The 23,196-nt window shown below is 60.6% G+C and carries 23 protein-coding genes; 18 read left to right on the top strand and 5 right to left on the bottom strand.

From position 1 onward, the window contains the following. Positions 1-57 precede the first annotated feature (57 nt). From AC3WUM_RS19020 to AC3WUM_RS19030, 3 genes are all read right to left on the bottom strand, one after another. On the bottom strand, positions 58-1,224 hold the full coding sequence (locus AC3WUM_RS19020; RefSeq protein ID WP_492412192.1) for a hypothetical protein: 1,167 nt from the start codon (positions 1,222-1,224) through the stop codon (positions 58-60). After that, positions 1,221-2,924 (bottom strand): Hsp70 family protein, encoded by a 1,704-nt coding sequence (locus AC3WUM_RS19025; protein WP_492412194.1) that lies wholly within the window; start codon positions 2,922-2,924, stop codon positions 1,221-1,223. Before AC3WUM_RS19025 ends, AC3WUM_RS19020 begins: the two co-directional genes overlap by 4 nt. Before the next feature lie 113 nt (positions 2,925-3,037). Continuing rightward, entirely contained in the window at positions 3,038-3,466 is a 429-nt protein-coding gene (locus tag AC3WUM_RS19030) for a hypothetical protein (RefSeq protein WP_492412196.1), read from the bottom strand. A gap of 158 nt (positions 3,467-3,624) precedes the next feature. Between AC3WUM_RS19030 and AC3WUM_RS19035 the strand changes: the two genes are divergently transcribed. Together AC3WUM_RS19035 and AC3WUM_RS19040 are read left to right on the top strand one after the other, a co-directional pair. Continuing rightward, a complete protein-coding gene (locus AC3WUM_RS19035) occupies positions 3,625-4,350 on the top strand; it encodes a prepilin peptidase (RefSeq protein WP_492412197.1) in 726 nt (241 codons plus the stop codon). A gap of 192 nt (positions 4,351-4,542) precedes the next feature. Continuing rightward, complete coding sequence (locus tag AC3WUM_RS19040; protein WP_492412199.1) at positions 4,543-5,385, top strand: hypothetical protein; 843 nt, start codon at positions 4,543-4,545, stop codon at positions 5,383-5,385. A gap of 424 nt (positions 5,386-5,809) precedes the next feature. Here the strand turns inward: AC3WUM_RS19040 and AC3WUM_RS19045 are convergent, their stop codons facing one another. Together AC3WUM_RS19045 and AC3WUM_RS19050 are read right to left on the bottom strand one after the other, a co-directional pair. Continuing rightward, positions 5,810-9,115: a hypothetical protein gene (locus AC3WUM_RS19045; protein WP_492412200.1), complete on the bottom strand. Its 3,306-nt coding sequence runs from the start codon at positions 9,113-9,115 to the stop codon at positions 5,810-5,812. A 31-nt stretch (positions 9,116-9,146) separates the two neighbouring features. Next, positions 9,147-9,920: a hypothetical protein gene (locus AC3WUM_RS19050; protein WP_492412201.1), complete on the bottom strand. Its 774-nt coding sequence runs from the start codon at positions 9,918-9,920 to the stop codon at positions 9,147-9,149. 332 nt (positions 9,921-10,252) lie between these two features. On the opposite strand from AC3WUM_RS19050, the gene AC3WUM_RS19055 reads away from it, so the two are divergent. The 16 genes from AC3WUM_RS19055 to AC3WUM_RS19130 are packed head-to-tail and all read left to right on the top strand — an operon-like array spanning position 10,253 to position 23,183. Further along, complete coding sequence (locus tag AC3WUM_RS19055; RefSeq protein WP_492412203.1) at positions 10,253-10,783, top strand: tetratricopeptide repeat protein; 531 nt, start codon at positions 10,253-10,255, stop codon at positions 10,781-10,783. A gap of 12 nt (positions 10,784-10,795) precedes the next feature. Further along, positions 10,796-11,956: a tetratricopeptide repeat protein gene (locus AC3WUM_RS19060; protein WP_492412205.1), complete on the top strand. Its 1,161-nt coding sequence runs from the start codon at positions 10,796-10,798 to the stop codon at positions 11,954-11,956. A gap of 20 nt (positions 11,957-11,976) precedes the next feature. Further along, complete coding sequence (gene fliQ / locus AC3WUM_RS19065) at positions 11,977-12,246, top strand: flagellar biosynthesis protein FliQ (RefSeq protein WP_492412206.1); 270 nt, start codon at positions 11,977-11,979, stop codon at positions 12,244-12,246. A gap of 4 nt (positions 12,247-12,250) precedes the next feature. After that, on the top strand, positions 12,251-13,024 hold the full coding sequence (locus AC3WUM_RS19070; protein WP_492412208.1) for a flagellar biosynthetic protein FliR: 774 nt from the start codon (positions 12,251-12,253) through the stop codon (positions 13,022-13,024). Position 13,025: 1 nt separating this feature from the next. Beyond that, positions 13,026-14,105 carry an EscU/YscU/HrcU family type III secretion system export apparatus switch protein gene (locus AC3WUM_RS19075; protein WP_492412209.1) on the top strand — a complete coding sequence of 360 codons (1,080 nt, stop codon included), beginning with the start codon at positions 13,026-13,028 and terminating at the stop codon, positions 14,103-14,105. Beyond that, entirely contained in the window at positions 14,102-16,153 is a 2,052-nt protein-coding gene (locus tag AC3WUM_RS19080) for a flagellar biosynthesis protein FlhA (protein ID WP_492412211.1), read from the top strand. The genes AC3WUM_RS19075 and AC3WUM_RS19080 overlap by 4 nt, the downstream gene beginning before the upstream one ends. Positions 16,154-16,171: 18 nt before the next feature. Beyond that, a complete protein-coding gene (locus AC3WUM_RS19085; RefSeq protein ID WP_492412212.1) occupies positions 16,172-16,885 on the top strand; it encodes a flagellar hook-basal body protein in 714 nt (237 codons plus the stop codon). 11 nt (positions 16,886-16,896) lie between these two features. Next, positions 16,897-17,679: a flagellar basal-body rod protein FlgG gene (gene flgG / locus AC3WUM_RS19090; protein ID WP_492412214.1), complete on the top strand. Its 783-nt coding sequence runs from the start codon at positions 16,897-16,899 to the stop codon at positions 17,677-17,679. 3 nt (positions 17,680-17,682) lie between these two features. Then, on the top strand, positions 17,683-18,423 hold the full coding sequence (gene flgA, locus AC3WUM_RS19095; RefSeq protein ID WP_492412216.1) for a flagellar basal body P-ring formation chaperone FlgA: 741 nt from the start codon (positions 17,683-17,685) through the stop codon (positions 18,421-18,423). After that, positions 18,420-18,992, top strand: a complete 573-nt coding sequence (locus AC3WUM_RS19100) for a flagellar basal body L-ring protein FlgH (protein WP_492412218.1) — start codon at positions 18,420-18,422, stop codon at positions 18,990-18,992. The genes flgA and AC3WUM_RS19100 overlap by 4 nt, the downstream gene beginning before the upstream one ends. A gap of 2 nt (positions 18,993-18,994) precedes the next feature. Beyond that, a complete protein-coding gene (locus AC3WUM_RS19105; RefSeq protein WP_492412220.1) occupies positions 18,995-20,140 on the top strand; it encodes a flagellar basal body P-ring protein FlgI in 1,146 nt (381 codons plus the stop codon). Positions 20,141-20,171: 31 nt separating this feature from the next. After that, a complete protein-coding gene (locus AC3WUM_RS19110) occupies positions 20,172-20,549 on the top strand; it encodes a flagellar basal body rod protein FlgB (protein ID WP_492412221.1) in 378 nt (125 codons plus the stop codon). Then, on the top strand, positions 20,549-20,977 hold the full coding sequence (gene flgC / locus AC3WUM_RS19115) for a flagellar basal body rod protein FlgC (protein WP_492412223.1): 429 nt from the start codon (positions 20,549-20,551) through the stop codon (positions 20,975-20,977). The genes AC3WUM_RS19110 and flgC overlap by 1 nt, the downstream gene beginning before the upstream one ends. Then, the gene (fliE, locus tag AC3WUM_RS19120) at positions 20,974-21,282 is read left to right on the top strand and encodes a flagellar hook-basal body complex protein FliE (protein WP_492412225.1); all 309 of its coding nucleotides are present in this window, start codon (positions 20,974-20,976) and stop codon (positions 21,280-21,282) included. The genes flgC and fliE overlap by 4 nt, the downstream gene beginning before the upstream one ends. A gap of 15 nt (positions 21,283-21,297) precedes the next feature. Beyond that, the gene (fliF, locus tag AC3WUM_RS19125; protein WP_492412226.1) at positions 21,298-22,695 is read left to right on the top strand and encodes a flagellar basal-body MS-ring/collar protein FliF; all 1,398 of its coding nucleotides are present in this window, start codon (positions 21,298-21,300) and stop codon (positions 22,693-22,695) included. Beyond that, positions 22,692-23,183, top strand: a complete 492-nt coding sequence (locus tag AC3WUM_RS19130) for a hypothetical protein (protein ID WP_492412228.1) — start codon at positions 22,692-22,694, stop codon at positions 23,181-23,183. Before fliF ends, AC3WUM_RS19130 begins: the two co-directional genes overlap by 4 nt. The last annotated feature ends 13 nt before the right edge of the window (positions 23,184-23,196 follow it).

The raw sequence follows: 23,196 nt of genomic DNA on the forward strand, positions 1-23,196 counted from the left end.
CCAAACGCCAACGGTGGATGTGGTTCCTTCAGCTCGCAGTCACCACGCGCCTTAACATCAATCTATTCGCGCCCATTTTGATCCAGCTGTCGGTATCTCTGCTAAGGATGGAGCCTGCGCTCGCCAACGGTGACGCTGATAAGTCACGATATCCCCGTATTCGTACTGGACTGAAGCGCTCCACGCCGCAGCTGATTCAGAGTTTCCGAATACTCCATTTTTGGCGTTGAGGTTATAGGTCGATTTGGACGTGAATTCGGCCGAATCCGTCAGTACTGGCGGCGGGGAGCTAGACGTCGACTGATAGGAAGATGGCGCACGGGAAGACGAGTCTGCACTCGAGTGCGATGGCTCGAGCACCTTGGCGAGTACCCCGATCAGCATGAACGCAAGAATGGCGAGGCCGCCAACTGGTGAGGGCTTCGATCCACGTCCCGTTGCTGAGGTCCCGACCGCGCGGCGACGCAGATCCTGTCGCCACCAATCAACCGCTTGAGCGTTAGTCTCGTAACGAAGTGCGGCAGGATGATCCTCGTGTAATTCCTTCATCACATCGTGCATCGCCCCGAGTTGTTTCTTCTTCTTGGCGAATTGCTGGTTTACTGCAGAGTCGGGCGGTGCGCGCAACAGCTTGATGGCTTGGCTCCAAGGATCCTTGGGACCGTTCGCCTCCAGGTCGAGTCGCCAGCCGCGTGCCTCATGCCACCCGAGCAATTCGGTCACGACCGGATCCCCTTGTTGCCCGGCCTCATTCCAAGAAAAGTGCGCGCTGATTGAGGTAATCAAACGCCAATGGCGCTCAAAATGTGAGTACAGCAGCCGGGCCAGCGCCCGCTGAAGGGCGGACTGAAAGTCGAGTCCCTCTCGTCCCTCCTTCGTCAATTCGGCGACGAGGATGCTAGGCCGTTGAGTCGCGGGCTCGACAGCGAGTCGCTCGATGAGCTCGACTGCCGTCTGAAAAATGGGAGGCGAGGGAGGCGGTGCATCGGGAGTCGTCATTGGCAACGGCCGATCGCTATCCTCCAAAGGCAGCGGCGGGACAGAGGGAGCGACCTCTCCCGGAGCTCCGGCCTGGCGTAGCGCCTCTTCGTACGCCATGCGCAGCGCCTGGAAGCCAGCGGCGTCTACCTCGGGATTGACCTTCTTGAGGCGTAAGGCGTACGCGCGCCGAATCACAGTCCGATCGGCTGCTGGCTCGATGCCCAAAGTCTCCCAAATCGTCATGGTGATGACCTTTGTTCGAAATGATCCAACTGCTGCTGCAACTCAACTCGCGCGTGTGTGATCTCGCGTGGATCTTGCCGTTGAAGCACCTGCTCGAACCCGAGCAGTCTCCGGGCGATCCAGTCACGAGACTCGCCTAGACATTCCTCATACAGGCGTTTGAGCCTCTCAACTAACACGCGATTCTCGGCTTGCTCGCGCGGGGCGATCTTTAGTTCAGCAAGCTGTTGAACGCTTTGTTGGATATCGGATGGCGTCATCGCCCCCGGCGTATGCTCGATGAGCAGCGTTCTCTTATCGCCAGAGGCCTGGACCGTGGCCTCGACTTCAAGCAGACCATTAATGTCGTAGGTGAAGCGGATGTCCACACCTTGCTCATGCTGAGGTCGTCGAGGGAGCTCGACCTTCAGGCTGCCGAGCAGAATGTTGTCCTTCACTTCGCGGCTCTCGCCCTGGAATATCCGAACGTCGATTTGTGACTGGCTTGCGTGCACCGGTGTGACCGATTTCACCCGGCTTGCCGGTACCACGGTGTTGCGTTCGATAATCGGCATGAACAGACCTGGCTGAGAGTAATCGGTGGTGATTCGCTCACTGACTTCCACCCCCAGTGTGTAGGGACAGACATCCGTCATCACAATCTCCTCGAGCGCCGCGTCGCGGGCTTTGAGGCCTGCCTGGATCGCCGCACCTAGCGCGATCGCCTGATCTGGATCGATGTCCCGGCTCGGAAAGCGACCGAACATGCGCGCAACGAGTCGGTGCACGATTGGCATGCGGGTGGCACCACCGGCCAGGACAACCTGCTGAAGGGAAGATGCCGAGATCTTAGCGTCGCGCAGGGCGCGTTCCACCGGACGACGCAGTCGCTCCAGAAGGCTGCTGCAGAGTCGCTCAAAAAGATCTTGCGTAACTGTCCACTCGAGGGAATGGAGACTGTCGGTGTAACGGAAAGTAGTTTTCTCCAGCGAAGACAGGTCTCGTTTGACGCGCTCGGCTTCGCTCCAAAGTCGAGCGAGGACGAGGGGATCGCGGTCGCTCAAACCTGCGCGACGGCCGATTTCGCTCATGAAGCCATCGATCAGCATCTCGACGAAATCGTCCCCACCAAGAAAGTTGTCGCCGGCCGACGCGCGCACCTCCATGATTCCGGAATACAGTTCCATGACAGATACGTCAAAGGTTCCCCCACCGAGATCGAACACCAGAAACTGGGTTTCCGGCTCTGCTTGATGCAGGCCATAAGCCAGAGCAGCTGCGGTAGGTTCGTTGAGCAATCGCTCAACCTTTAAACCGGCGAGTTCGCCCGCGACTTTGGTCGCTTTTCGTTGGGTGTCGTTGAAGTATGCGGGGACCGTTATCACCGCCTCGCTGATGGGTTCTCCCAGGAAGGCTTCTGCATCGGCCTTCAATGCCTTGAGGACCATCGCCGAAAGATCCTCGGCTCGGTACTGTTTCGTCGCCAGACGAAGCGTTCGAGCAGTGCCCATGTAGCGTTTGAAGGAAGCGGCGCTATGTTCCGGCCTGCTTAGTAGACGCTCTCGCGCAGCCCGACCGACAAGTACTTGGCCGTCGTCCCCTATGCTGACACATGAGGGCGTCAGGAACTCTCCTAATGCGTTCGGAATGAGTCGGGCAACCCCATCGCGCCAGACCGCGACAAGGCTATTGGTAGTCCCCAAGTCGATCCCAACGATCATTCACGTCCCCAGTTCAAACATTGTGAGTGTGCCGTGAGCGCGAACTGAAGTGTCGCACGGAGCGAAACCGCCCTGGGCGCCTGCATCGAAGCAAACTTAACCATCGATGGAACTCACCCCGTGCTGCGATCATTCGAGGGATAGAACCATTTTCTTCCCCCAGATGATGCGTACAAGCAGTAGCCGATCAATGCTGGCCAGACGGCGAGCGAAACCACTAGCTCAAGACCGCGAATGGATTCAGAGGTCCCCTGACTCAAACCGTACTCAATAAAGTAAGAAAAGGGGCTAAGAAAGATTGCTGGAAGCCGATACCACAGGTTCCCCCGATAGAGGCCATACATCAGCATTAAACAAGTTGCGCAGACAATCAGCCCGGCCATCGGGAGCGGTACCAGCGCCTCGCGCCCTTCGCGAAGGTGTGGCCAGAAAAAGGACATCACCGCGACAGCGGAGAGGGCAGCCCCACCGCATACACCGGCGAATACGAGAAACACCGGTGTAGGCATGGACCAGATACGACGGAAAATGTCGGGAATCAAGATAAATCCTCGGTATTGTCTGACTCTGCAGAGTGCGACCGCATCTCATGTTCCCCGGTGGCATCCACATCCGTTTGCAAATCGGGATGCCACAACGCGATGGATGAATGGCAGGATAAGGATGTCAGCTTGTCTCATCAAAATTTCGGGTGCGCGCAATGATTGTCGGCTGGGGTGGCGGATGGAGTGCGATCGTGTTCTATGGTGTAGCCGGGGCCATCGCATCGGGACTCATCCTGCCATCCGCCTCAACATGGCTGATGACCAAGCTAGGCGCCACATGGCGCCGCGACTATGGAGAACACCATCCGGCGGTAGCGGATCTCGCCCCGACGACCCCAGTACCCCGTTGGCGCCGCCTGGTTGTGGGATCGCTAGGCGCAGGACTGCTCGCCACCGTTGCGGCCTTGATCCCGGATTCGAGTCAGGCTTTGCCTTGGGCGGGCTATTTCTTGGCGATGGTCCTGCTTTTACTAATCAACCTAGATCACCGGCTTCTGCCGGATATCGTGGTCATTCCAACCTTGTGGGCGGGACTCTTCATCCACGCGTCATGGGGGAACTCCAACGACGCGATTTACGGCGCGATGGTTGGCTATCTTGGGCCTGCCCTGATCATGGCGGCAGTGAAAGCGAGTACCGGAAAGGAAATGCTGGGTGGCGGTGATGTCAAAGCCTTTGCAATGGCTGGAGCTTGGTTCGGGATGCAGTGGTTTTTCGTGCTGTTCCCAGTTTTTTTCTTGATCGCCATCTTCACTGGGCTTGCAGCATCTGCGAGCAAGACCAAACCCAACATCGGCACGGGGCTCGCTCACGTCCTTGCCTCGATCACCTGTTTGATAGCGATGACATCAAGCAGCTTTTTTGATCCGCCGAGATGGTAGGTGTTCTTGTGCCGCGCGAATGGACACATTGGGCGATGTATTGGGCAATGCGCTTGCCCAGAAGTCGGATACCCACGTGTATCCGGTTTCCAAACTCCAAGGGGTGGAGCAGCGCAAGCTCGACGCGGGTAGCACTCCGAATGTTTATTAGCTTCACCTCGTTGTTAACGGAAGACCCGGGAGATTCCGAAAATGAAGCGCTTGTCTTGGATCGTAGTACTTGGCGTTGTGATCGCCGGGTGTGCCCCAGCGCCGAAATATTCCGAGCCGCCGCGCCGCCCCGCTCAAGCTGCAACGCCCGCCGCAACCCCATCGCGGGTGGCCTACATCCTGGCGAGTTCGGTGCGCGCTGGAGACGAGGTTGTGGCCGGGAGCCGCCAACTGGATCCCAAGCAGCCCGTTTACTACTTTCAGAACTACGGTGGTGGCGGAGCTGGGCTTGGCATTTTGCTCGGTCCAATCGGCGTCGCGGCGAATGCCAAAATGATCGCAAGCAAAACAGACCAGGAAGTTGCCAACTTGAATGGCAAGAACAAGATCAACGTGAGCGCTGCTGTGGAGACGGCAGCGGAGTCAATCCCCCTGCTCGAAGAGCGCGCCGGAGCGGATGTCTACACTTTGAAGCCATACGTCCTGCTGGTGAAACGAGAACAAGGCGACCTTCTCATCGCGACAGGGATTGATGCCAGCCAAGGTAGCTGGAGAGGGCGCTACGTTTATCACTTGGATGGAGTGCAATACGTTTCCAAATTCTTCGACGGCTCCCCGAACCATCCTGAGATCATCAGTGGATTCTCGGAAGCACTCCAGATGTTCATTGCCGATACCCGAGGGCAATTGCGTTCCGGCCGTGACGTGAACTTCTACACGGAGGCGACCTCACCGCGCATCAAGATGCCGTTACAGTGCAAGGTTGCTGATGACCGTGGGCAGTATGTGACCGTTCAATGCCCGGCGGCCAACGGTGAATATGGCTCGCTGGCAGCTGGCTACCACAAGGTGGTTCGAACCTCTGCCGAGATCAAGAACCGCTAGATGTTTGACTCAACGTCGATACGGCATCTGGGATCGGCCACTACGAGATTGCAGAACTGAGGTTCTGAGAATGGAGCGTCCGCCGATTCTTCTAGTTTCGATGTTATCTCCGCACTTCGCGAGGCCAGGTAAGCGTTCAGTTGCGCCTGTTTCCCTGGCATCGGCTCTTTTTTTGCCAATGAAGACTTGACGTCATCCATGGTCAGGATCGGGAATCGAACGGGTGCAGATCAGCATGGCCAGTTCTAGATCTCCCTTCCGCCCGGCCCCTTAACGACGCGACCGGTCGCATATGGCTCGTGTAGGTGCGTGCTGCAATGTTTTGCCGAATGAGCACGATGCAGTTGCTCGAAAACACCGCTTAGGCGAGTTGTTCCGTCATGCCGTTCGGGAAGGGGGCTTCGAACTTCCTACGATTACCTGTTCAAGGCGAAGTGGCACGAAAGCCAATAAATGAGGCTCGCTTTCCGGCCCCATTGTCCAAGCTGGCCGCAAACACGCCCGCATAGCTACCCGACGCGAAGTAGCCCCCACGAAGTGGCGCCGAGTACGCTTCTGCGTAGCCGGTTCCATAACCGTATTGGCTGCTGGCGGAGCTGCCATTGCTCTGACCATCTCCGTCGGTATCACTCGGGCTCGCGCCGTCGAAGTAAGCCCCGATTCCTTTGCTCGAACTGAAAACCGTGTTGTCGATCTTCGACGGCTTCCACCATGCGGGCATCGAGCTGATGTCGCCTTCCGGTCCCGTCAGGTTGGTGGACGCATAGTCCTCGAACTCCGCGAGACCGCCGGCGAAGCGATCACCGCCGGGGCGGCCCGGCGTTGTCGCAGTGACGACCTGTGCTGCAATAAAGCCAGCGGTCCACTCGGCCGCATTGCCAGACAAATCCCAAACATCGACCGCATAGTTCAACGGCAGGTCGAAATCGCGAGCGACAATCCCATTTGCCACGGTCAGCGTGCGGCGCTGTGATGGACCGCTGGAAGCTGAGTTGCCGGTTCGATCGTAAGGGTTGTTCGCATCATTCACTGGCAGCAAAGCGGCAGGGCTGTTGTCCGAATGGCCTTGATACAGCTGCCCCTGATCTACCGCGCCGCCTGACCAGTTTGTTGGGTTCAATAGCGCGGTTCGCGCGACCTGTATCCACTGAACCTCCGTTGGCAGCTGAAGTGAGTAGGGGCCGCCACTGGTGCCGGCGGTGTCTACCGGGGATTCCGCGAGCACGTGCGCGGCCTCAACCCACGTGAGGCCTACCAATGGCAATCCCGTTGGCGTGAATTTCAATGTTTTGAGGCGCGGGGCGGCTTGCTGTATCAAACTCGCTTGATAACGGTTACCGCGGCACTCGCCAGCGGCATCTTGAGTGTCCTCGTCCTTGCCTGCCGTGCCGTTATCGCAGAGCCGATCAGTGAAACGTTGGGTGTCGGCGTCATAGACGCGCTGCGCCGCGAGCAACGGGCTGATGGGCACGGGCGCCACAATGTTCGTCGCGCCTTCCTTGGCCTCGTACTTCGCGATGAAAAATCCCGGCTCGGAAACTCCATCTCCATCGACATCCCAGCCCCCGGGAACGTAGACCAAGCCGGCATCCTCGAGCGCAGTGAATTTAACTTTCCGCGCGCCGCCACTCGTCGATTCATAGGCATACGCGAATGAACTGGCGGCACTGTTCGGATTGGTGCCGTGGAAGAGCTCTTCGATGGTCGGTTTGCCATCTGCGTCGGGGTCACCTTCCAGCGCGCTCGCGGTTAGTGCTGTATCGACGAAGGTCAGCCCGCCCAATGCCGGCTTGGTGGCGGGGTTGTTGGGATGAAGGGGGCCGGTGAGAAAGTTCTTCGCGGAAACCGGTGATACATAGGTTGCGCACCGATCCTGCACCGCCTTCTCGATCCCGTCGTGAATGCCGTCGCCGTCGGTGTCGGTCATCGTTGGATCGGTGCTGACGCGGGTGACTTTGTCGTAAAGCAGAAAGCCGTTGACCTCGGCGCCGTCCGAAATGGAGTCGCCGTCGGTGTCGGGATTCAATGGATCACTCCCGATCAAGATAACCTCGCGTCCATCGCTCAGCCCGTCGCCATCGGAATCGGCCACAGTGGGGTTGGTGTGGTAGATCATCACCTCCTGCCCATCGGAAAGGCCGTCGCCATCGGTGTCGGCAACCTTGGGCTTGGTGCCGTAGGTCAGAACCTCGGCGCGACTGAGCAAGCCATCGTGGTCGGCATCTTGATCGGCGTCCGTGGCATCGCGCGGATTGAGCCCGTAATTGACCTCCTGTGCGTTCGTCAGTCCATCGCCGTCGCTGTCCGCAGTGCCGCCATCGCTCAAATCAAGCGGATTGAGCCCGTTGTCGATCTCGGCTTTGTCTGGAATCCCGTCGTCATCCGTATCGGCCTTCTTCGGATCCGTCTTGTGCGTGACGATCTCGTCGAAATTGCTGAGCCCATCGTAGTCAGGATCGAGTGCTGCATCCCCGGCATCTTTCGGGTTGAGCCCATGCGCGATCTCCGCCGCGTTGCTGATGCCGTCAGCATCGGAGTCGGCGGCCGCTCCATCCGTTGAGTCGTTGGGGTTGAGGCCGTTATCGATTTCCTGCTTGTCGGTCAGGCCATCGTCGTCTGTGTCCGCTTTCTTGGGGTCCGTCGATTTCGCGAGCTCGGTCGCATTATCGAGACCATCCCCATCGAAGTCCTCTTGACCGTCCTTGACCCCGTTGCCATCCGTGTCGGCATTCCAAGGCAGCAGGCCAAGCCCGGCCTCAATGTCATTCGGCAGCCCGTCGCCATCGGTATCGGAGTCCCGGGCATCGGTGAGGCTGTCCTGATCAACATCGTGAGTCGCAGGGTCCTCGAACACGTTGGCCAAACCGTTCGCGTTGGTATCGCCGAAGAGTCGTGCGGCGATCTTCACCGGTGTGTTCTCGGCTCCGCCTTCGAGCAACTGACGGGCGACGGACCGGGTGTCGGAAATCGATAGAAACAGGTTCAGCAGGCTTGCTGACTTGAAGGCCGTATCGAGGCTACGGGTTGTCGCGGAGCCTTCGAAGTTGTGGCGACTCGGGTCGTATCGGCCTAGATCCCGCCAAGTGATGCTCCGATCCGTATCCAGGTCGCCGCCGTCGGTTGTGCTTTTCAGCAGGAAGGTCGCCAACCGGTTCGCGCGTGTTTCGATAACGAGCGAGCCCGCTGCGTCGGCCGCCGCTGCCCTGGCGATGGAGGTGAGGGGCGTGACGAACAACGGTCCGTCACCCCTCAGATCAGCAACACGCACCAATGCTTCAACGGTGCCGGTCAATGTCGGACCATTGCCACCTTCATCGGACGCAATCAGGCCATCATCATTGGCGTCGGTATCACGCCCACCACTCGCCGAGACAATGACCAGGTCCGGGTCCGCCAGTGCGGTCAGGGTCAGTCGGGTGTATCGAACCCGGCCGACGCGTCGGCCCTGATCGATATTTTTCAGCCGACGCTGACTGCCCACCAATTCGGTATCGCGTGCTTCATCGTAGGCTTCCGTGGCCCCTTCGCCGACCACTTCGCCCGCGAGTGTCTTCACCTGCACCGACGCGCCGGCAACCGGTCCCAGCACAACGTAGGTCGCCGCGGCGTCAACCTCGTCGGGCTGCCGTCCCCCATCGTCCTCATTGCCGCCGACACTGCAGGCCGACAAGCCCGATGCGCTCAATCCCAGGGTCACTACAGCGGCGAGCAGGCGGGGACAGGTCATCATGGATAGGCGGTTCGGAGGGCGCGCTTGCGCGTTAGGGCTTGCTCAACATGCAGCCATCGGTGTCGACCGAGACGCCTTTGATGGTGCTCGGACAGCGATCGCGACGATTGGGGACACCATCCTGGTCGCGGTCATCCCGGACAGACAGGCGCACCCCGCTCTCGCCCTTCACGGGGCTCGAAACCGGTATCCACTGCGGGGCATTGGCCGCAGGCACGGGTGGGCTTGGGCCGGTTCGAAGCAGCGGTTGAGAAGGAGCGCCATATCGCAGTCGAACGATCGCCTGGGCATCGACGACATCTGTGGAGCCCGATAGCGAAGCGCCATCGCGTGAATAGCGTCCGCGCAGCTCCGTCTGCAAATCCCAAGTCCGTGCCTGCGGTGGCCGCAACGTATAACCCGCACCGAGAAAGGCTGTAGGCCAGTCATCGGTGGCGGTGTCGGTCGAAACGTGGGCGACGCCGGCGCCGATGGTGAAGTAGGGGCGGCTGCCGGTTGATCCGAACGCATGCTGCGAGTGCAGGCTCAAGTCGCGGCGACGAAGCAATCCGCCAGACTCGAGCAGTAATTTTTCGTGGTCGTACTGAGCGCTGATGTCCCAACTGGGCGTGAGCGCGAGCCCCAGGCCGACGCCCAGCGACTGCTCGTCGCCACGAAAGTCATCAGCATCAGGATAGGTGTAAGTAAGGTGCGGAGCGATGTACCCCTGTGCGTGCAAGACGTCGCAGTACAGCAAGCTGACGGTCACCATCAGCGAGACCAGCGGCGCACGCGTCCCCAGTGGCACCATCGACGTCCAGGTCATGGTTGAGTCTCCCTCTCATCCACGTCGAGCTTCATCCGCAGTATGGATCACTCCACGCCGCGATGACTACTGCTATCACAACAATATTGCGAGTCGATTTTGTGACGTGCCTCTCAACGAGTGCTAAATGACGCGCTGACAAAAGTTCATGTTGTGATGAGCATATAACCTGACATGTGCGCGCAACCAAAACCTAGATGATCGAGGGACAAATTCGTCTCGGATCACAATTCGCTATTGTGCGAACCGAAAGTATTGGGTCATGATCCGGCCGTCACAAGCTCGGCCGCGCCGAGTTTGCTGCGGTGCTGGGGTGCACCTTTGGGGAATACATGGACAGTCTGTTTGATGCCGAAGAGCTGTTGTCTCTAGCTCGGCTCGACCTTCAAAAAGGCGATGTTGCCGCTGGATTGGGACGACTGAAGCAAGCGTTGCAGAAGCCCGACTGCCCAACGGCTGCACTCGTTGAGGCCGCCCGTGTTTATGCTCAGCTGGGCCTGCGAAAGAAGGCTCAACCGCTATTTGGCCAGTACCTCGAGCAATCACCGAATGATGTCGATGCTCGATTTCAACTGGGCATGGTCGCATTTGAAGACGGCGAAATTGGGGCGGCCCTGAGCGTCTGGGAGCAGGTGCTGCAAAGCACGCCTGTTTATCCGCCGGCGCTGTTCTATCGAGCGGCGGCATTGGTGCGTCAAGGCGATGCCACGGAAGGGCGCCGCCTGCTTCGCTCGGCGATGGACGTGATCGAAGCGGACAATCTTTACTTCAAGCGATCCAAAGACCTGTTGGCGGCAATCGAATCCGGTCAAGGCACGGGCATCGTTGTGGCCCCAGAACAAGCCTACCGAAATCAGCATTGATCGATCGCGGACATGGACGTCTCACCAGATCGCTTCGAGAAACTGCGTCGTTATCTGACGCAGGACCCGGGCAATACGACACTTTGCGAAGAGACGTCGGAGATCGGATTACAGCTCGGACGATACGCTGAGACCAGCGAACTGTTATCGACCACGCTTGCGCTTCGTCCCGAGCATCAAGGCTTGCGATTTCGTCTGGGGACGGCGCAGTTGGCATTGGCGCAGTACGAAAGCGCGATTCAGCAATTCGAGACTTTGATCGAACTCGGAAATCGGCATCCCGCCATTTTGTACAACCTGGCGTACGCCTGGTCCCGGCTGGGCGATATGGTCGAATGCCGCGCGGTTTTACTGGATGTGCCCGCAGCTGATCGCAACGCGATGCCAGAAGCAGGTCGCCTCTTGGCGCTGGCTTGCCATCACACCGAAGACTGGGAAACCGGGACGGCGACCCTCGAAGAACTGGTGGCGCTGCACCCGGGTGACGCCGAGGCCTGGGGCCAGCTCGCACTGATGGCCTTCGATGCCGATGACATCGCCCGTGCACAACGAGCGGCCGATAAAGCGCTCGCCATCACGCCGAATCAATCGACGGCACTCAGCGCGCTGGGTGGAATCGCATTGGAATCGCGCGATATGAAGCGAACCCTCGAGTATTTCGGCCGTGCTGTCGAGTCGAATCCCCGAAATGGGCGCGCCTGGTCAGGACTGGCGTTTGGACAGTTGCTTGCGCTCAACGCCGACGGCGCGGCTGATTCATTCAATAAAGCCGTTGAGTTCATGCCAGACCACCTCGGCACTTGGCACGGCTTGGGGTGGGTGCAGTTGATGTTGGGGGATCTTGCGGCTGCGCGCCGCAGTTTCGAGAAGGCGCTCGATCTGGATCGAAATTTCGCCGACACGCACGGTGCCTTGGCGGTCGTAGCGGCCCTGGAAGGACGCGAACGCGACAGCGAACTCTCGGCTCGTCGTGCCTCAGGGCTGAATCGCCGCTCGTTTCCTGCTCAGTACGCTAAGAGTCTGCTGCTCGCACGAAAAGGGGAGGTCGCGCAGGCAGAAGCCTTGCTGCAGGACCTCATGCAGCGGGCCCCGGCGGAAGGCAACTTCTCGACCGAATCGTTGGTTGCGGATCTCGTGGGCGACCTGACCGCTCGCAAGCGCACACAACACTGACCCGGCGAGCATCGCACTCCATGACCAGCGATCTCGCACTCGGACTGACCCAACAAATGTTGTGGACGGCATTGTGGGTCGCCGGACCGGTCATTGGCGTGAGCATGCTGGTCGGCTTGCTGGTGAGCATCTTCCAGGTCGTCACGCAGATTCAGGAGATGACGCTGACGTTCATCCCGAAGCTCGCCGCAATCTTCTTCGTGCTGCTGGTTCTAGGGCCTTGGATGTTGTCGCGGTTGGTCGATTTCAGTCGAACCCTGATCGCCGGGATTCCCGGCTTCCTGGATTGAGTCGATGGCACTCACGATCGATATCGGCTGGGTACTTGCGGGGTTGCTGGCAGCGACGCGATGGGCCGGTGTTTTGATGCTGACCCCGGTGTTGGGTTGGTCCAGTGTGCCCGGCAACATTCGCGTTCTGCTGATCGTGATGCTGTCCGTCATGACGGTGACCGTGTCCGGTTACGCCGTGCAGGCGGCGCAGGACATTCTCGGCGTGGGTGATCTGATCGTGAGCTTTGCTCGCGAACTCTTGCTCGGCGGCGCGCTCGGATTTGGGGTGCAGTGTGCTTTCGGCGCGTTTGCCGTCGGCGGGCGCCTGCTCGATTATCAGATGGGCCTGAGCATCGCGACCCTGTTCGATCCGAGCACAAAAGCTTTCAACTCGCTGATGGGCACGCTGATGTCGATGCTCGGTGCGCTCCTGATGCTGACGCTGGACGCACATCACAACCTGCTGCGCGCGATGTTCCGCATGTTCGAATGGATCCCGATAGGACGGTCGGTCGAGTACCGCCCGACCGAGTTGGTGACGCAGTTCGGACTCATGCTGACCTACGGCTTCACGCTGGTGGCACCGGCGGTGGCCGGGCTGCTGCTTGTCGACGTGGCGACGGCGCTGGCGTCGCGCCTGATGCCGCAGGCCAATGCCTACTTTGTCGCGATTCCCGTCAAGGTCTTGGTGGGGCTGCTGCTGTTTGCGTTGTCGCTGCGCTACTTCGAGCCGCGAGTGAGTGCGCTGTTCGAAGGCGTGCTCTCGCGCTGGCCGCTGTTGGTGGAGGTGCGCTGACATGGCCGAGAGCGTCGAGCAAGACCGGACCGAACCCGCATCGCCCTACAAGCTCAAGGAAGCGCGCAAGCGCGGACAGGTCTTTCGTAGCGCGGAGATCAATTCAATCGCCGCTTTCGCCACCGCGCTCGTCTGCATGCTCGCGTTCGCGGATTGGGCAGCTCACCGGTTGATGAGTTTGATGGCATCCGTGATCAGCCAGGCAGGACAGCGCGAGATCGATATCGATCAGGCCATGAGCCTGTCATCGCATCTGGGGCGTCAGGGTTTGACGATCATCAGCCCGCTGCTGTGTCTGGTCGCTATCGTCGGCATTCTCACCAATCTGCTGCAGGCCGGTCCGGTCTTCTCCTTCTTTCCGCTCAAGCCCGATTTCAATCGACTGAATCCTGTTGCCGGATTCAAGCGCGTGTTTGCGATCCGCTCGCTCTATGACGGGCTCAAAACCGGGATCAAGCTCGCGATTCTCGCTGCGGTCATTCACTTGATCTTGCGCTATCAACAACCGCGGCTATTCGAGCTGTTACGGCAACCGATCAATTCTCATCCGGAAGCCTTCAAGCACCTGCTGCTCGTGACGACGTTTGCACTGCTGATCGCATTCATCGCGCTGTCCATCATCGACTTCACGTACTCGCGATGGGAGTTCCGGCGCAAGATGCGCATGAGCCGGCGTGAGCTCAAGGACGAGCACAAACGCCAGGACGGTGATCCGCAGGTCCGTGCAAAACGGCGCGAATTACAGCGGTCCATGAGAAAGAAGGTGGCATCGTTGACCCAGGTCAAGGATGCCGATGTCCTGATCACCAATCCGACCCATCTGGCCATCGCGCTGCAGTACCGCCGGGGCGACACTTCAGCGCCTCGTGTACTGGCCAAAGGGGCGGGTGATCTGGCGGCGCGGATGCGGCGCCTGGCCTTCGAGCACGGGGTGCCGGTTGTCACCGACCCACCACTGGCGCGCCGGCTGTATCGCGCCGTTGAGGTCGATCGGCTCATTCCAGAAGACACCTATGCCGCAGTCGCCGTCATTCTGCGGCGGGTGCTCGCTCGCAAACGAGGCGGGGTGTCTGCGGCATGACAGCAGCGACGACCCAGACGCGAAGCGGAGCCGTCGGCGAAGGTGTCGTCGTTCTCGGCGTGCTCGCCATTCTGGTGGTGCTGTTCTCGCCGATCCCGACCTCGCTGCTCGATTTCCTGCTGATTACGAATCTGAGTTTCGCGCTGTTGGTGCTGCTGCTCACGTTTTATACCGACCGACCGCTGGCGTTCTCGACGTTCCCCTCGATTCTGCTGATCGCGACCTTGTTTCGCTTGTCGTTGAATGTCGCTGCGACGCGCTTGATCCTGACCGATGCCAATGCCGGCCGTGTCATCCATGCCGTCGGCACCTATGTCGTTTCAGGCAATTACGTGATCGGTTTGGTGGTCTTCTTCATCCTGATCGTCGTGCAGTTCGTGGTTGTCACCAACGGTGCGCAGCGCGTTGCCGAAGTCGCAGCCCGATTCACGCTGGATGCGATGCCGGGCAAGCAAATGAGCATCGACGCCGATCTGAACATGGGGCTCATCAATGAAGCCGAGGCCCGGACGCGCCGGCGTGACATCGAGCGCGAAGCCAATTTCTATGGCGCGATGGATGGTGCCAGCAAGTTCGTCAAGGGCGATGCCATCGCCGGCATCATCATCATCCTGATCAACATCATCGGCGGTTTGATCATCGGCTTGGCCCAGAAAGGCATGGACTGGGCAACGGCCCTCCGGACTTTCACATTGCTGACGGTGGGCGATGGCATCGTCACACAAATTCCGGCGCTGGTCATCGCGACCGCCACCGGCATCATCGTCACGCGCGCGGCGACCGATGCCCAGTTGGGACAAGAGCTGATCGATCAGGTCACGCGCTTTCCGAAATCCTTGCTGATGCTCTGTGGGGCGCTGACCATCGCGCTGCTGCTGCCCGGGATACCCGCGGTGCCCGTGGCGGTGCTCCTGGTGCTGGCCGGCTCACTTGCCTTCCTGACCTACCGCCGTCGCCGCGCTGGCGCTTTGGCAGACGAAGCCCCCACGGCGCAGGCCCAGAGCGACGAGGTCGATCTGTATTCGTCGTTGAAGGTCGAGCCGATCGAACTGGAATTCGGCGCGGCGCTCAAGCCCCTTATCGGAGATGCCGAGGGGCAGTTCATGCGGCGGCTCAAGGCGTTTCGTCGGCAGCACGCTTTGGAGCAGGGGATGGTGATTCCGGCGGTTCGGCTTAAGGAAGACCCGCGACGCGCACCCGCGAGCTACGCCATCAAGTTCTTTGATGCGACCGTGGCGGAAAGCACGCTGGCGGCGAATGCTAGCTTGGCGATCAATCCCGGCAAGGTCTCCCGCAAGATCGAAGGGCTCGAGACCAAGGATCCGACTTTCGGCTTGCCCGCCGTCTGGATCGATCCGCAGCGCGAAGATGAAGCGCGTGCGGCGGGCTATACCGTCGTCGATCCGATGCTCGTGCTGGTGACGCACTTCACGGAAATCATTCGCAGTCAGGGGTATCAATTGCTGACGCGTCGAGAGACTGAGCAGCTCGTGGGCAAAGTGCGAGAGGCGCAGCCCAGTCTGGTCGAGGAGATGATCCCCGCTGTGCTGACGTTGAGTGATGTGCAAAAGATCCTGCAGTCTCTGCTGAGAGAGCGCGTGCCGATTCGCAATCTGGAGTTCATTCTCGAAGCCCTGGCAGAGGCATCGCGCAGCACGAAGGAATCCGAAGCCCTGACCGAGCGCGTGCGCGAGAAGCTATCGCTCGCCATCTGTCAGCGATTCTCGAGTCGCGATGGAGCACTGCATGTGCTCACGCTCGAACCCGCGCTTGATCGGCAGTTGCGCGAGGCCACGCGAGCGACCGAGGCGTTGCCGGCAGGCTCAGTTCTGGATCCCGTGCTGCTGGATCGGCTGACACGATCGCTGATGAAAAATACCGAAGCGATGCTCAGCAGCAACTTGACCCCGGTTCTGCTGAGTCCGCCAGCATTACGGCGTGCGCTACGGCGCATCACCGAAGGCGTCTTGCCGCATCTCAACATCGTGTCGTCGAGCGAGATTCCGCCGTCAACGGTCGTTCGCGCGTTCGGTACTGTGGCCGCCTGATCGAAACGGAGATACCACATGGTCGATGCCATTCAAATCTCGACGTCTTCGCTGCTCAGCGACATGGAGCGGATGCGTCTGATCAGCCAGAACCTTTCCAATGGTTCGACCCCGGGTTATCGGGCCGAGCTCGCCAATGGCCGGATGCCGACGCGTTTCGATGACTGGCTGGCTGCCGAGCGGATCCCATCGACTGCGGTCACACGCTTGCAACTCCAGGGCACGATCCAGTCCACTCAGCACAGTCTCGACCTGGCGATTCAGGGCGACGGTTACTTTGAGATCGAGACGGATCATGGCATCCGCTACACGCGCCGCGGCGACTTTCGTCTCGACGAAGATTCGCAACTGGTGACGCCGGCCGGTGATCGTGTCGTGGCGGCGACCGGCTCGCTGCGGTTGCCGAGCCCAGAGGTGTCGATCGATACCCAGGGTGTCGTTCGACACGCGGGCAACGACGTGGGGACTGTCTCGATCGTCACCTTCGCCAATGATCAGGATCTGGTCTACGAAGGGGAGGGGCTTTATCGGGCGCAAGCCGTTCCATCGACGGCGCTGGATTGGAGTCGGACCCGCGTTCAGCAAGGTGCGCTCGAAGCGTCGAACGTTCAGCCGATGCAGCAAATGACCGATCTCATGCAGACGGTTCGCCACCTCGGCTTCTCGGCGCAGGCCTTACGCGCTTACGACCAAATTCTCGACGCGGCCATCAACGACGTGGCGCAAAACTAGAGGGAGCTGACGTGATCGATTCGATCTATCTGAGCATGGGCGCCTTGCAGGCACAGCAGACGCGCCTGACCGCGGTGTCGAACAATCTGGCCAATGTGAACACGGCGGCGTTCAAGAAAGCGCGTGTGTCGTTCGCAGACCTGATGTATCGGCCGATCGATGCCAGTCGTGCCTCGCTTGATCCGGTGGTACCGGAGAACCTCATTGGCACCGGCACGACGATCGCCCGCACCGAGCAGATCTTCAGCCAGGGTGATCTGCGCCAAACCCAGCGTCCGCTGGATCTCGCCATCCAGGGGCAGGGCTTCTTTGAAATCGAGTTGCCCGATGGCACCACCGCTTACACCCGCCTGGGTCAGTTCGCACTCAACGATGCAGGCGAACTGGTGACGGCGGACGGCTTTCGTCTCAACAGCTCGGTGCGCGTGCCGACAGATGCTTCGGAAGTTCGCATCTCAGCGGTGGGTGAAGTCACGGCGGTGGTGTCCGACAACAACGATGCGGTGGAATTGGGACAGATCGATCTCGTTAACTTCGCCAATCCTTCCGGCCTGCGTCCTATTGGCAGCGGCCTGTATGTGCGCACCGAGACCTCCGGCGAGCCGTATGCCGGGACCACCGGTGATTTGGGCCTTGGCACTGTGAAACAGGGCTTTCTTGAAGCATCGAATGTCGATTTCGTCGAAGAGCTGGTCGAGCTCGAGATGGCGCAGCGTGCGTATCAAATGAATGCGCGGGTGCTGCAAGCCGCCGACGAGGTGCTTGGCGAAATCAACGGGCTGCGGCGCGGATAACTCATGAAGCCCGTCCCGGCCCACATGCATCGATGGATCGCCTTGTTGCTCGGGGCTTGGATGCCATTGCTGGCGATTGCAGCGACGAAGGCGGACGACTCAGCGTTCATCGAGCAGCTGCGTCACTCTGCAGGAGCCGCGCTGCAGCAAGCTTTCGCTGATTTATATCCGGGATTGCAGCTCGAGCCGGTCGGCGAGGTCCGCTTGCCGGCCTGCCGTAGCGGTCAGCGCCACATCGGATCGGCGCAACTCGATTCGTCGCTGCAATTGCAGCCTCGATTGCTGGCACGGGTGACCTTGGCGTGTGAAGGAGCGGTCGCGCGGTCGATCCCGGTTTGGTTCAGGCCCAGTGGCGCGGTTCCGCTGTGGACCACAGCGCGGCCGCTGACGCGTGGCGAGGTGCTGACAGCAGGCGTGATGGAGCGTGTTCTGGTTCCGGCCGCCGAACTGCACCGGGCGCCGTTTTCGGGAAGCGATCATGAGCTTTCTTCGTTTCGCGCCCGACATGACATGGCACTAGGCGAAATCGTCGGTGCCGCTGATCTGGAGCGGGTTCCGGCGGTTCAAGCCGGCGCGCCAGTGGCCATCGACGTGATTGAAGGATCCGTTCGGCTGGTGTTGGTCGCCACGGCGGATCAGGACGGTGCGGTGGGCGACACGATCCGCGTGCGCAATCGATCAAGTGGCGATGCGTTCGCCGTGGTGGTCCGAGATACGAACCGAGGCGAGGTCGTAAGCCCATGAATCGACTGCATCAGGCTGCCATTGCATTGTCTCTTTGGGCGGTCGTCCCCGTGCACGCCGAGAACCTCTACGACGAATCGACGTTCCGCTCGATGGTGGCCGATCAGAAAGCGTATCGCGTGGGTGATGCGGTGACGGTCCTGATCGTCGAAGCGGCTACCGCCGAGACACGCGCGGACTCTTCGGAGAAAGCCGATTTCGGTATCAGTGCAGGAGTCTCCGACGATCAGGACAATCATGGCGTTGGGTTGTCGGTGGGCACCGATAGCGCCGGTGCCGGGCGCACCTCACGATCCGGACAACTGCGGGCGATGATCTCGGCTCGCATCGATCAGCAGTTGCCGTCAGGTGATCTGGTGCTGCATGGCAGCCAGGTGATCACCGTCAACGGCGAGCAACAGCGCATCAGCGTTCAAGGCACAGTCCGTCCGGTCGATATCGCGTCGGACAACACGGTGCTATCGACGCGTCTGTCCGAATCCAAAATCGATTTCGTAGGCGAAGGGTGGGTGGCGCGAAATCAGAAGACCGGTTTCTTCGGTCGACTCCTGCAGTTCGTCGGCTTCTGATCATGCACCTGCGCGTTCGCCGACACTGGGTCGTTTTCACCGCGATGGCCGCGCTGGTTGCCGCTCCATCGAGTTGGGCGCAGACCGGAGTTCGGATCAAGGAACTGGCGCGCATCGATGGTGCGCGGGAAAACCCGCTTGTCGGCTACGGCCTGGTGGTGGGGCTGGCCGGTACTGGAGATAGCACGCGCAGTCGTGCCACCACCCAATCGGTCGCCAACACCTTGCTGCGATTCGGGCTGCGCATCGATGCGGATCGACTCGCCTCCCGCAACTCGGCGGCTGTGCTGGTAACCGCGTCGCTGCCGTCATTTGCCAATGTGGGCGACAAGTTCGATATCAATGTGGCCTCCATCGGCGATGCACGCAGTCTCGCCGGCGGGACCTTGTTCATGACGCCGCTGGCGGGCGCGAACGATACGGTTTATGCGATTGCGCAAGGTCCGATTTCAGTGGGCGGCTTTCGCTACGACGCGTTTGGCAATCTCTCGCAGAAGAATCACCCGACGGTCGGAATGGTTTCGGGCGGGGCGATGGTCGAGCAGGCGCCGGTCAATGATGTGGTGAGCCCAAACGGCTCGGTCTATCTGGTTCTGCATTCGCCGGATTACACGACTGCAGGGCGAGTCGTTGATGCCTTGGGGCAAGCGTTCGGCGCGGACCGTGTCGGACGCGACATCACGCCTGAAGGCCCCGATCGCATCGTGTTCCGCCTGAATAGTGCGGAGCGATCGCGCTACGTCGAAATGGTGCGGCGCATTGAAGGCCTTACGGTGGTTCCCGACGTTGTGGCACGCGTCATCGTCAACGAGCGCACCGGAACGGTGGTCAGCGGTGGCGACGTTCGACTTGAGAAGGTTTCGGTCACACACGGCGAGCTTCGCGTCGAGATCGATACCGACTACCTCGTTTCACAGCCGCTGCTCGTTTCGAGGGCGGGTAACGGTGTGCGTACGGCGGTGGTGCCGGACACGACGATCAAAGTGCAGGAGGTGAGTGCGCCCACGGTCTCGATGCCGGCGGGCGCCACTGTCTCGGAACTCGCCGTGGCCTTGAACAAAGTGAAGATGACGCCGCGCGACATCATTTCCATCTTGCAGTCGATCCAGCGTGCCGGTGCTCTGCACGCCGATCTCGTGGTGCAGTGAATCCGAAGAACAACAAGGGAGCGTTTTGCACATGATTTCCGCCATCAGCGGTATCACCCGAGAACTCGCCATGGTGGCGCTGGACGGCCTGTCCCTGCGACACCAAGCCATTGCCTCGAACATCGCGAACCGCGACACGCCGGGCTATTCGCGATTGACCGTTGAATTTGAGGCGCAACTGGCCTCGATCTTGAGCGCACACGACGCAGGGGCGTCGGATGCCGCTACGCGGTCGAATTTGAATCAGGCAGCCGGTGGTTTGCACCTGTCGCCAGCCGCTGAGTCCGAAGTCCGCCTCGATACCGAGATGGGCGATCTGACCCGGAACACCTTGCAGTATCAAGCCTTGCTGACGGCACTCCAGCGCGTGGGCTCGATGACGCATAACGCCATTTCCGGAGGCCGCTGATGAGTGGCTATTTGACGGCGATGGAAATCAGTTCGGCCGGCATGACGGTCGAGCGCCTTCGACTGGACACCGCGGCCCTCAACATCGCCAATGCCAACAGTATTCGCGATGCTGCCGGATCGCTGTATCAGCCCTTGCGGGTATTTGCTCGTGTCCAGGCGCCGTCTTTCGACTCGATCTATGGCGGCGCCAAGGTGCCGTTGGTGACGGCGGAAAGCTTGCCGACGGCCGACCCGCCTCGTCGTATTCACGACCCTGGCAATCCGCTGGCAGACAGCGCCGGCTTCGTCGAGCAGCCTTCCGTGGATCCCGTGATCGAAATGACGCAGATCATGACGGCGGTTCGCGGATATGAAGCCGATGTTCGGGCAATGAACGCAGCGCGCGCGATGGCGATGCGGGCCCTGGAAATCGGAGCGAATTCGTGAGCGACGCCGTTACCGCCATTGCGGCTGTTTCCCGTCTGCGCGCGGAAGCGCTCGAGCCTGCTGCGATCACCACGCCAGCGGCGTCGACCGGCGCATCGGATTGGCTTGCACAGCAGCTTCAGCAGACCGACGCGAAGATCAAATCGGCCGACGTGGCCGTCCAACAACTCGCCGCAGGGCGTGACGTGGAGTTGCACCGCGTGATGCTCGACATCGAACAGGCGCGCGTCTCGTTCGATCTGATGGTGCAGGTCCGCAACCGTCTGGTTGAGGCCTACCAAGACATCGTTCGCATGCAGGTTTGATCCAGGAACTCCGTGATGTCTTTTCTGCAGTGGTGGAATCAGCGGTCCGGCGATCAGCAGTTGGCAATCGGTGCAGGGAGCGTTTTGTTCCTGGCTGCGATCGTTGCTGCAGCGGTCTTCGCGTTTCGGCCGTCTTACGAGGTGCTGGTCGGAGGCTTGGGAGCCGAAGAGGTCGCGACCGTGACCACGCAGCTCTCGAAAGCTTCGATCGAGTATCGTCTTGAGGCCAAGGAGGGCAACGTCCTCGTACGTCGGGACGACATTCTCGGTGCACGCAATCGCTTGGCCGAAGAAGGGCTTCCGCTGAAGGGCCCGCAGGGGTTCGAGCTGTTTGATAACGCCGAGTTCGGGATGACCGAGTTCGCGCAGCGCATCAATTTCCAGCGGGCGCTCGAAGGCGAACTGACGCGCACGATCGTTGCGCTGGATGAAGTCAGCCGGGCTCGTTTGCACCTGGTCCTGCCCGAACAAGGACTGTTCAAGCGCAATGACGAAACGCCGAAAGCCTCGCTCATGCTCGTGCTCAAGGATCGCGTCAGCCTGACGCCAGCGCGTGTGCGGGGCATCCAGGATCTGGTCGCCTCATCGGTTCCCGGCATGCGCGCCGAAAACGTGACGATTCATGACCATCGGGGCGTGAGTTTGAGCCCCGGGGCAGAGGGTAGTGGCCCAGCACAAGGAATCGACGGTCGACTCGACGCCAAGCGCAGCATGGAACTGTATCTGGCGGCCAAGGCGGAAGAGGCTTTGCGCAATGCCTTTCCGAACGATCATGTCGCCGTGATCGTGGACGCCGATCTGGATCTCGATCGGCGTCACGTTGAACGCGACGAGACGAGTTCCGCGCTGCGATCCGCAGGCCTTTTCTCGATGTCGACGTCACTCTCGAAGTCGGGGAGTGCCGACGAGACCAGTACCGCGACAAGGGCCGCGCCTGCGGAGCCTACGCGGTCTGTGAATGAGCATGTGACGGAGTCGATCGACGTCGCGTCCGGGGCGATTCGCCGTCTGACCGTTGCGATCCTGGTGCCTTCGAGCTCGGCAGGGGCGACACGCGAGGCCCTCATCGAGCTGGTTCGCAATGCCATCGGCGCGGATGCTGCGCGTGGTGACCGGATCTCGATCATGGAGACCGATCGCAATGCATGGCTGCCCGAAGCGCCGGACGGCATTTCGGCGGTCGGCGGTTCGACGCTGGACGACGGCCTCGTCGTCAATGGATCGGCGATCTCGTCGAAGACGCTCACGGGCTGGGCAGTGGTGGGGCTCGGTGTGCTGGCGCTGTTCGCCTTGATCGGCTTCGGGATCGGGCGCCGCCTGGCGGTTCGTCCCATGACGCCCCAGGAGCGCCATCAGGCGCTGACAGAGCTCCGGCAGTGGATTGACACGTCGCAGCGCGCGGAGGGCACATGACCGCTCCTGCAGCGCGTGGCGTGCGCTTGGCAGCGGCTTATCTCGAGTCGGTGGCAGCCGCCGATCGCAAGTGGCTGTTGGCGCAGTTGCCGCCGCAGACGGCCCAGCATCTGGAAGCCGAGCGTGCGCAACTGCCGGTGTCGCTACGACGGACGCGGATACGCGATCTGATTTGGGACATCGCACGACCGGACCCTGCGGTTACCACCACTCCGCAGCCCGCACCGCCCCAGAATTTCGAGGCCTTTCTTGATGACGCCGAACAGTTGAGCCTGGCGGAAGCGGACGCCGCGATCGTGGTGCCGCTCCTGGCGGCAAAGCCGGCCTGGTTCTGTGCCGCCGTTTTGACGATTCAGGATTGGCCTTGGCGTTCCGCACTTGTCGCCGCGATGCCGGCGCTGCAATCGACCACCATCATCTCGGCGACGACAGTGACGACTCGCCGGGCGATGGTGCGTGCGCTGGTCAGCGAACTGGAGGCGTCGTGACGCCTCATGTTTG

This window comes from Hydrocarboniphaga sp. FW305-C-57, assembly GCF_058783045.1.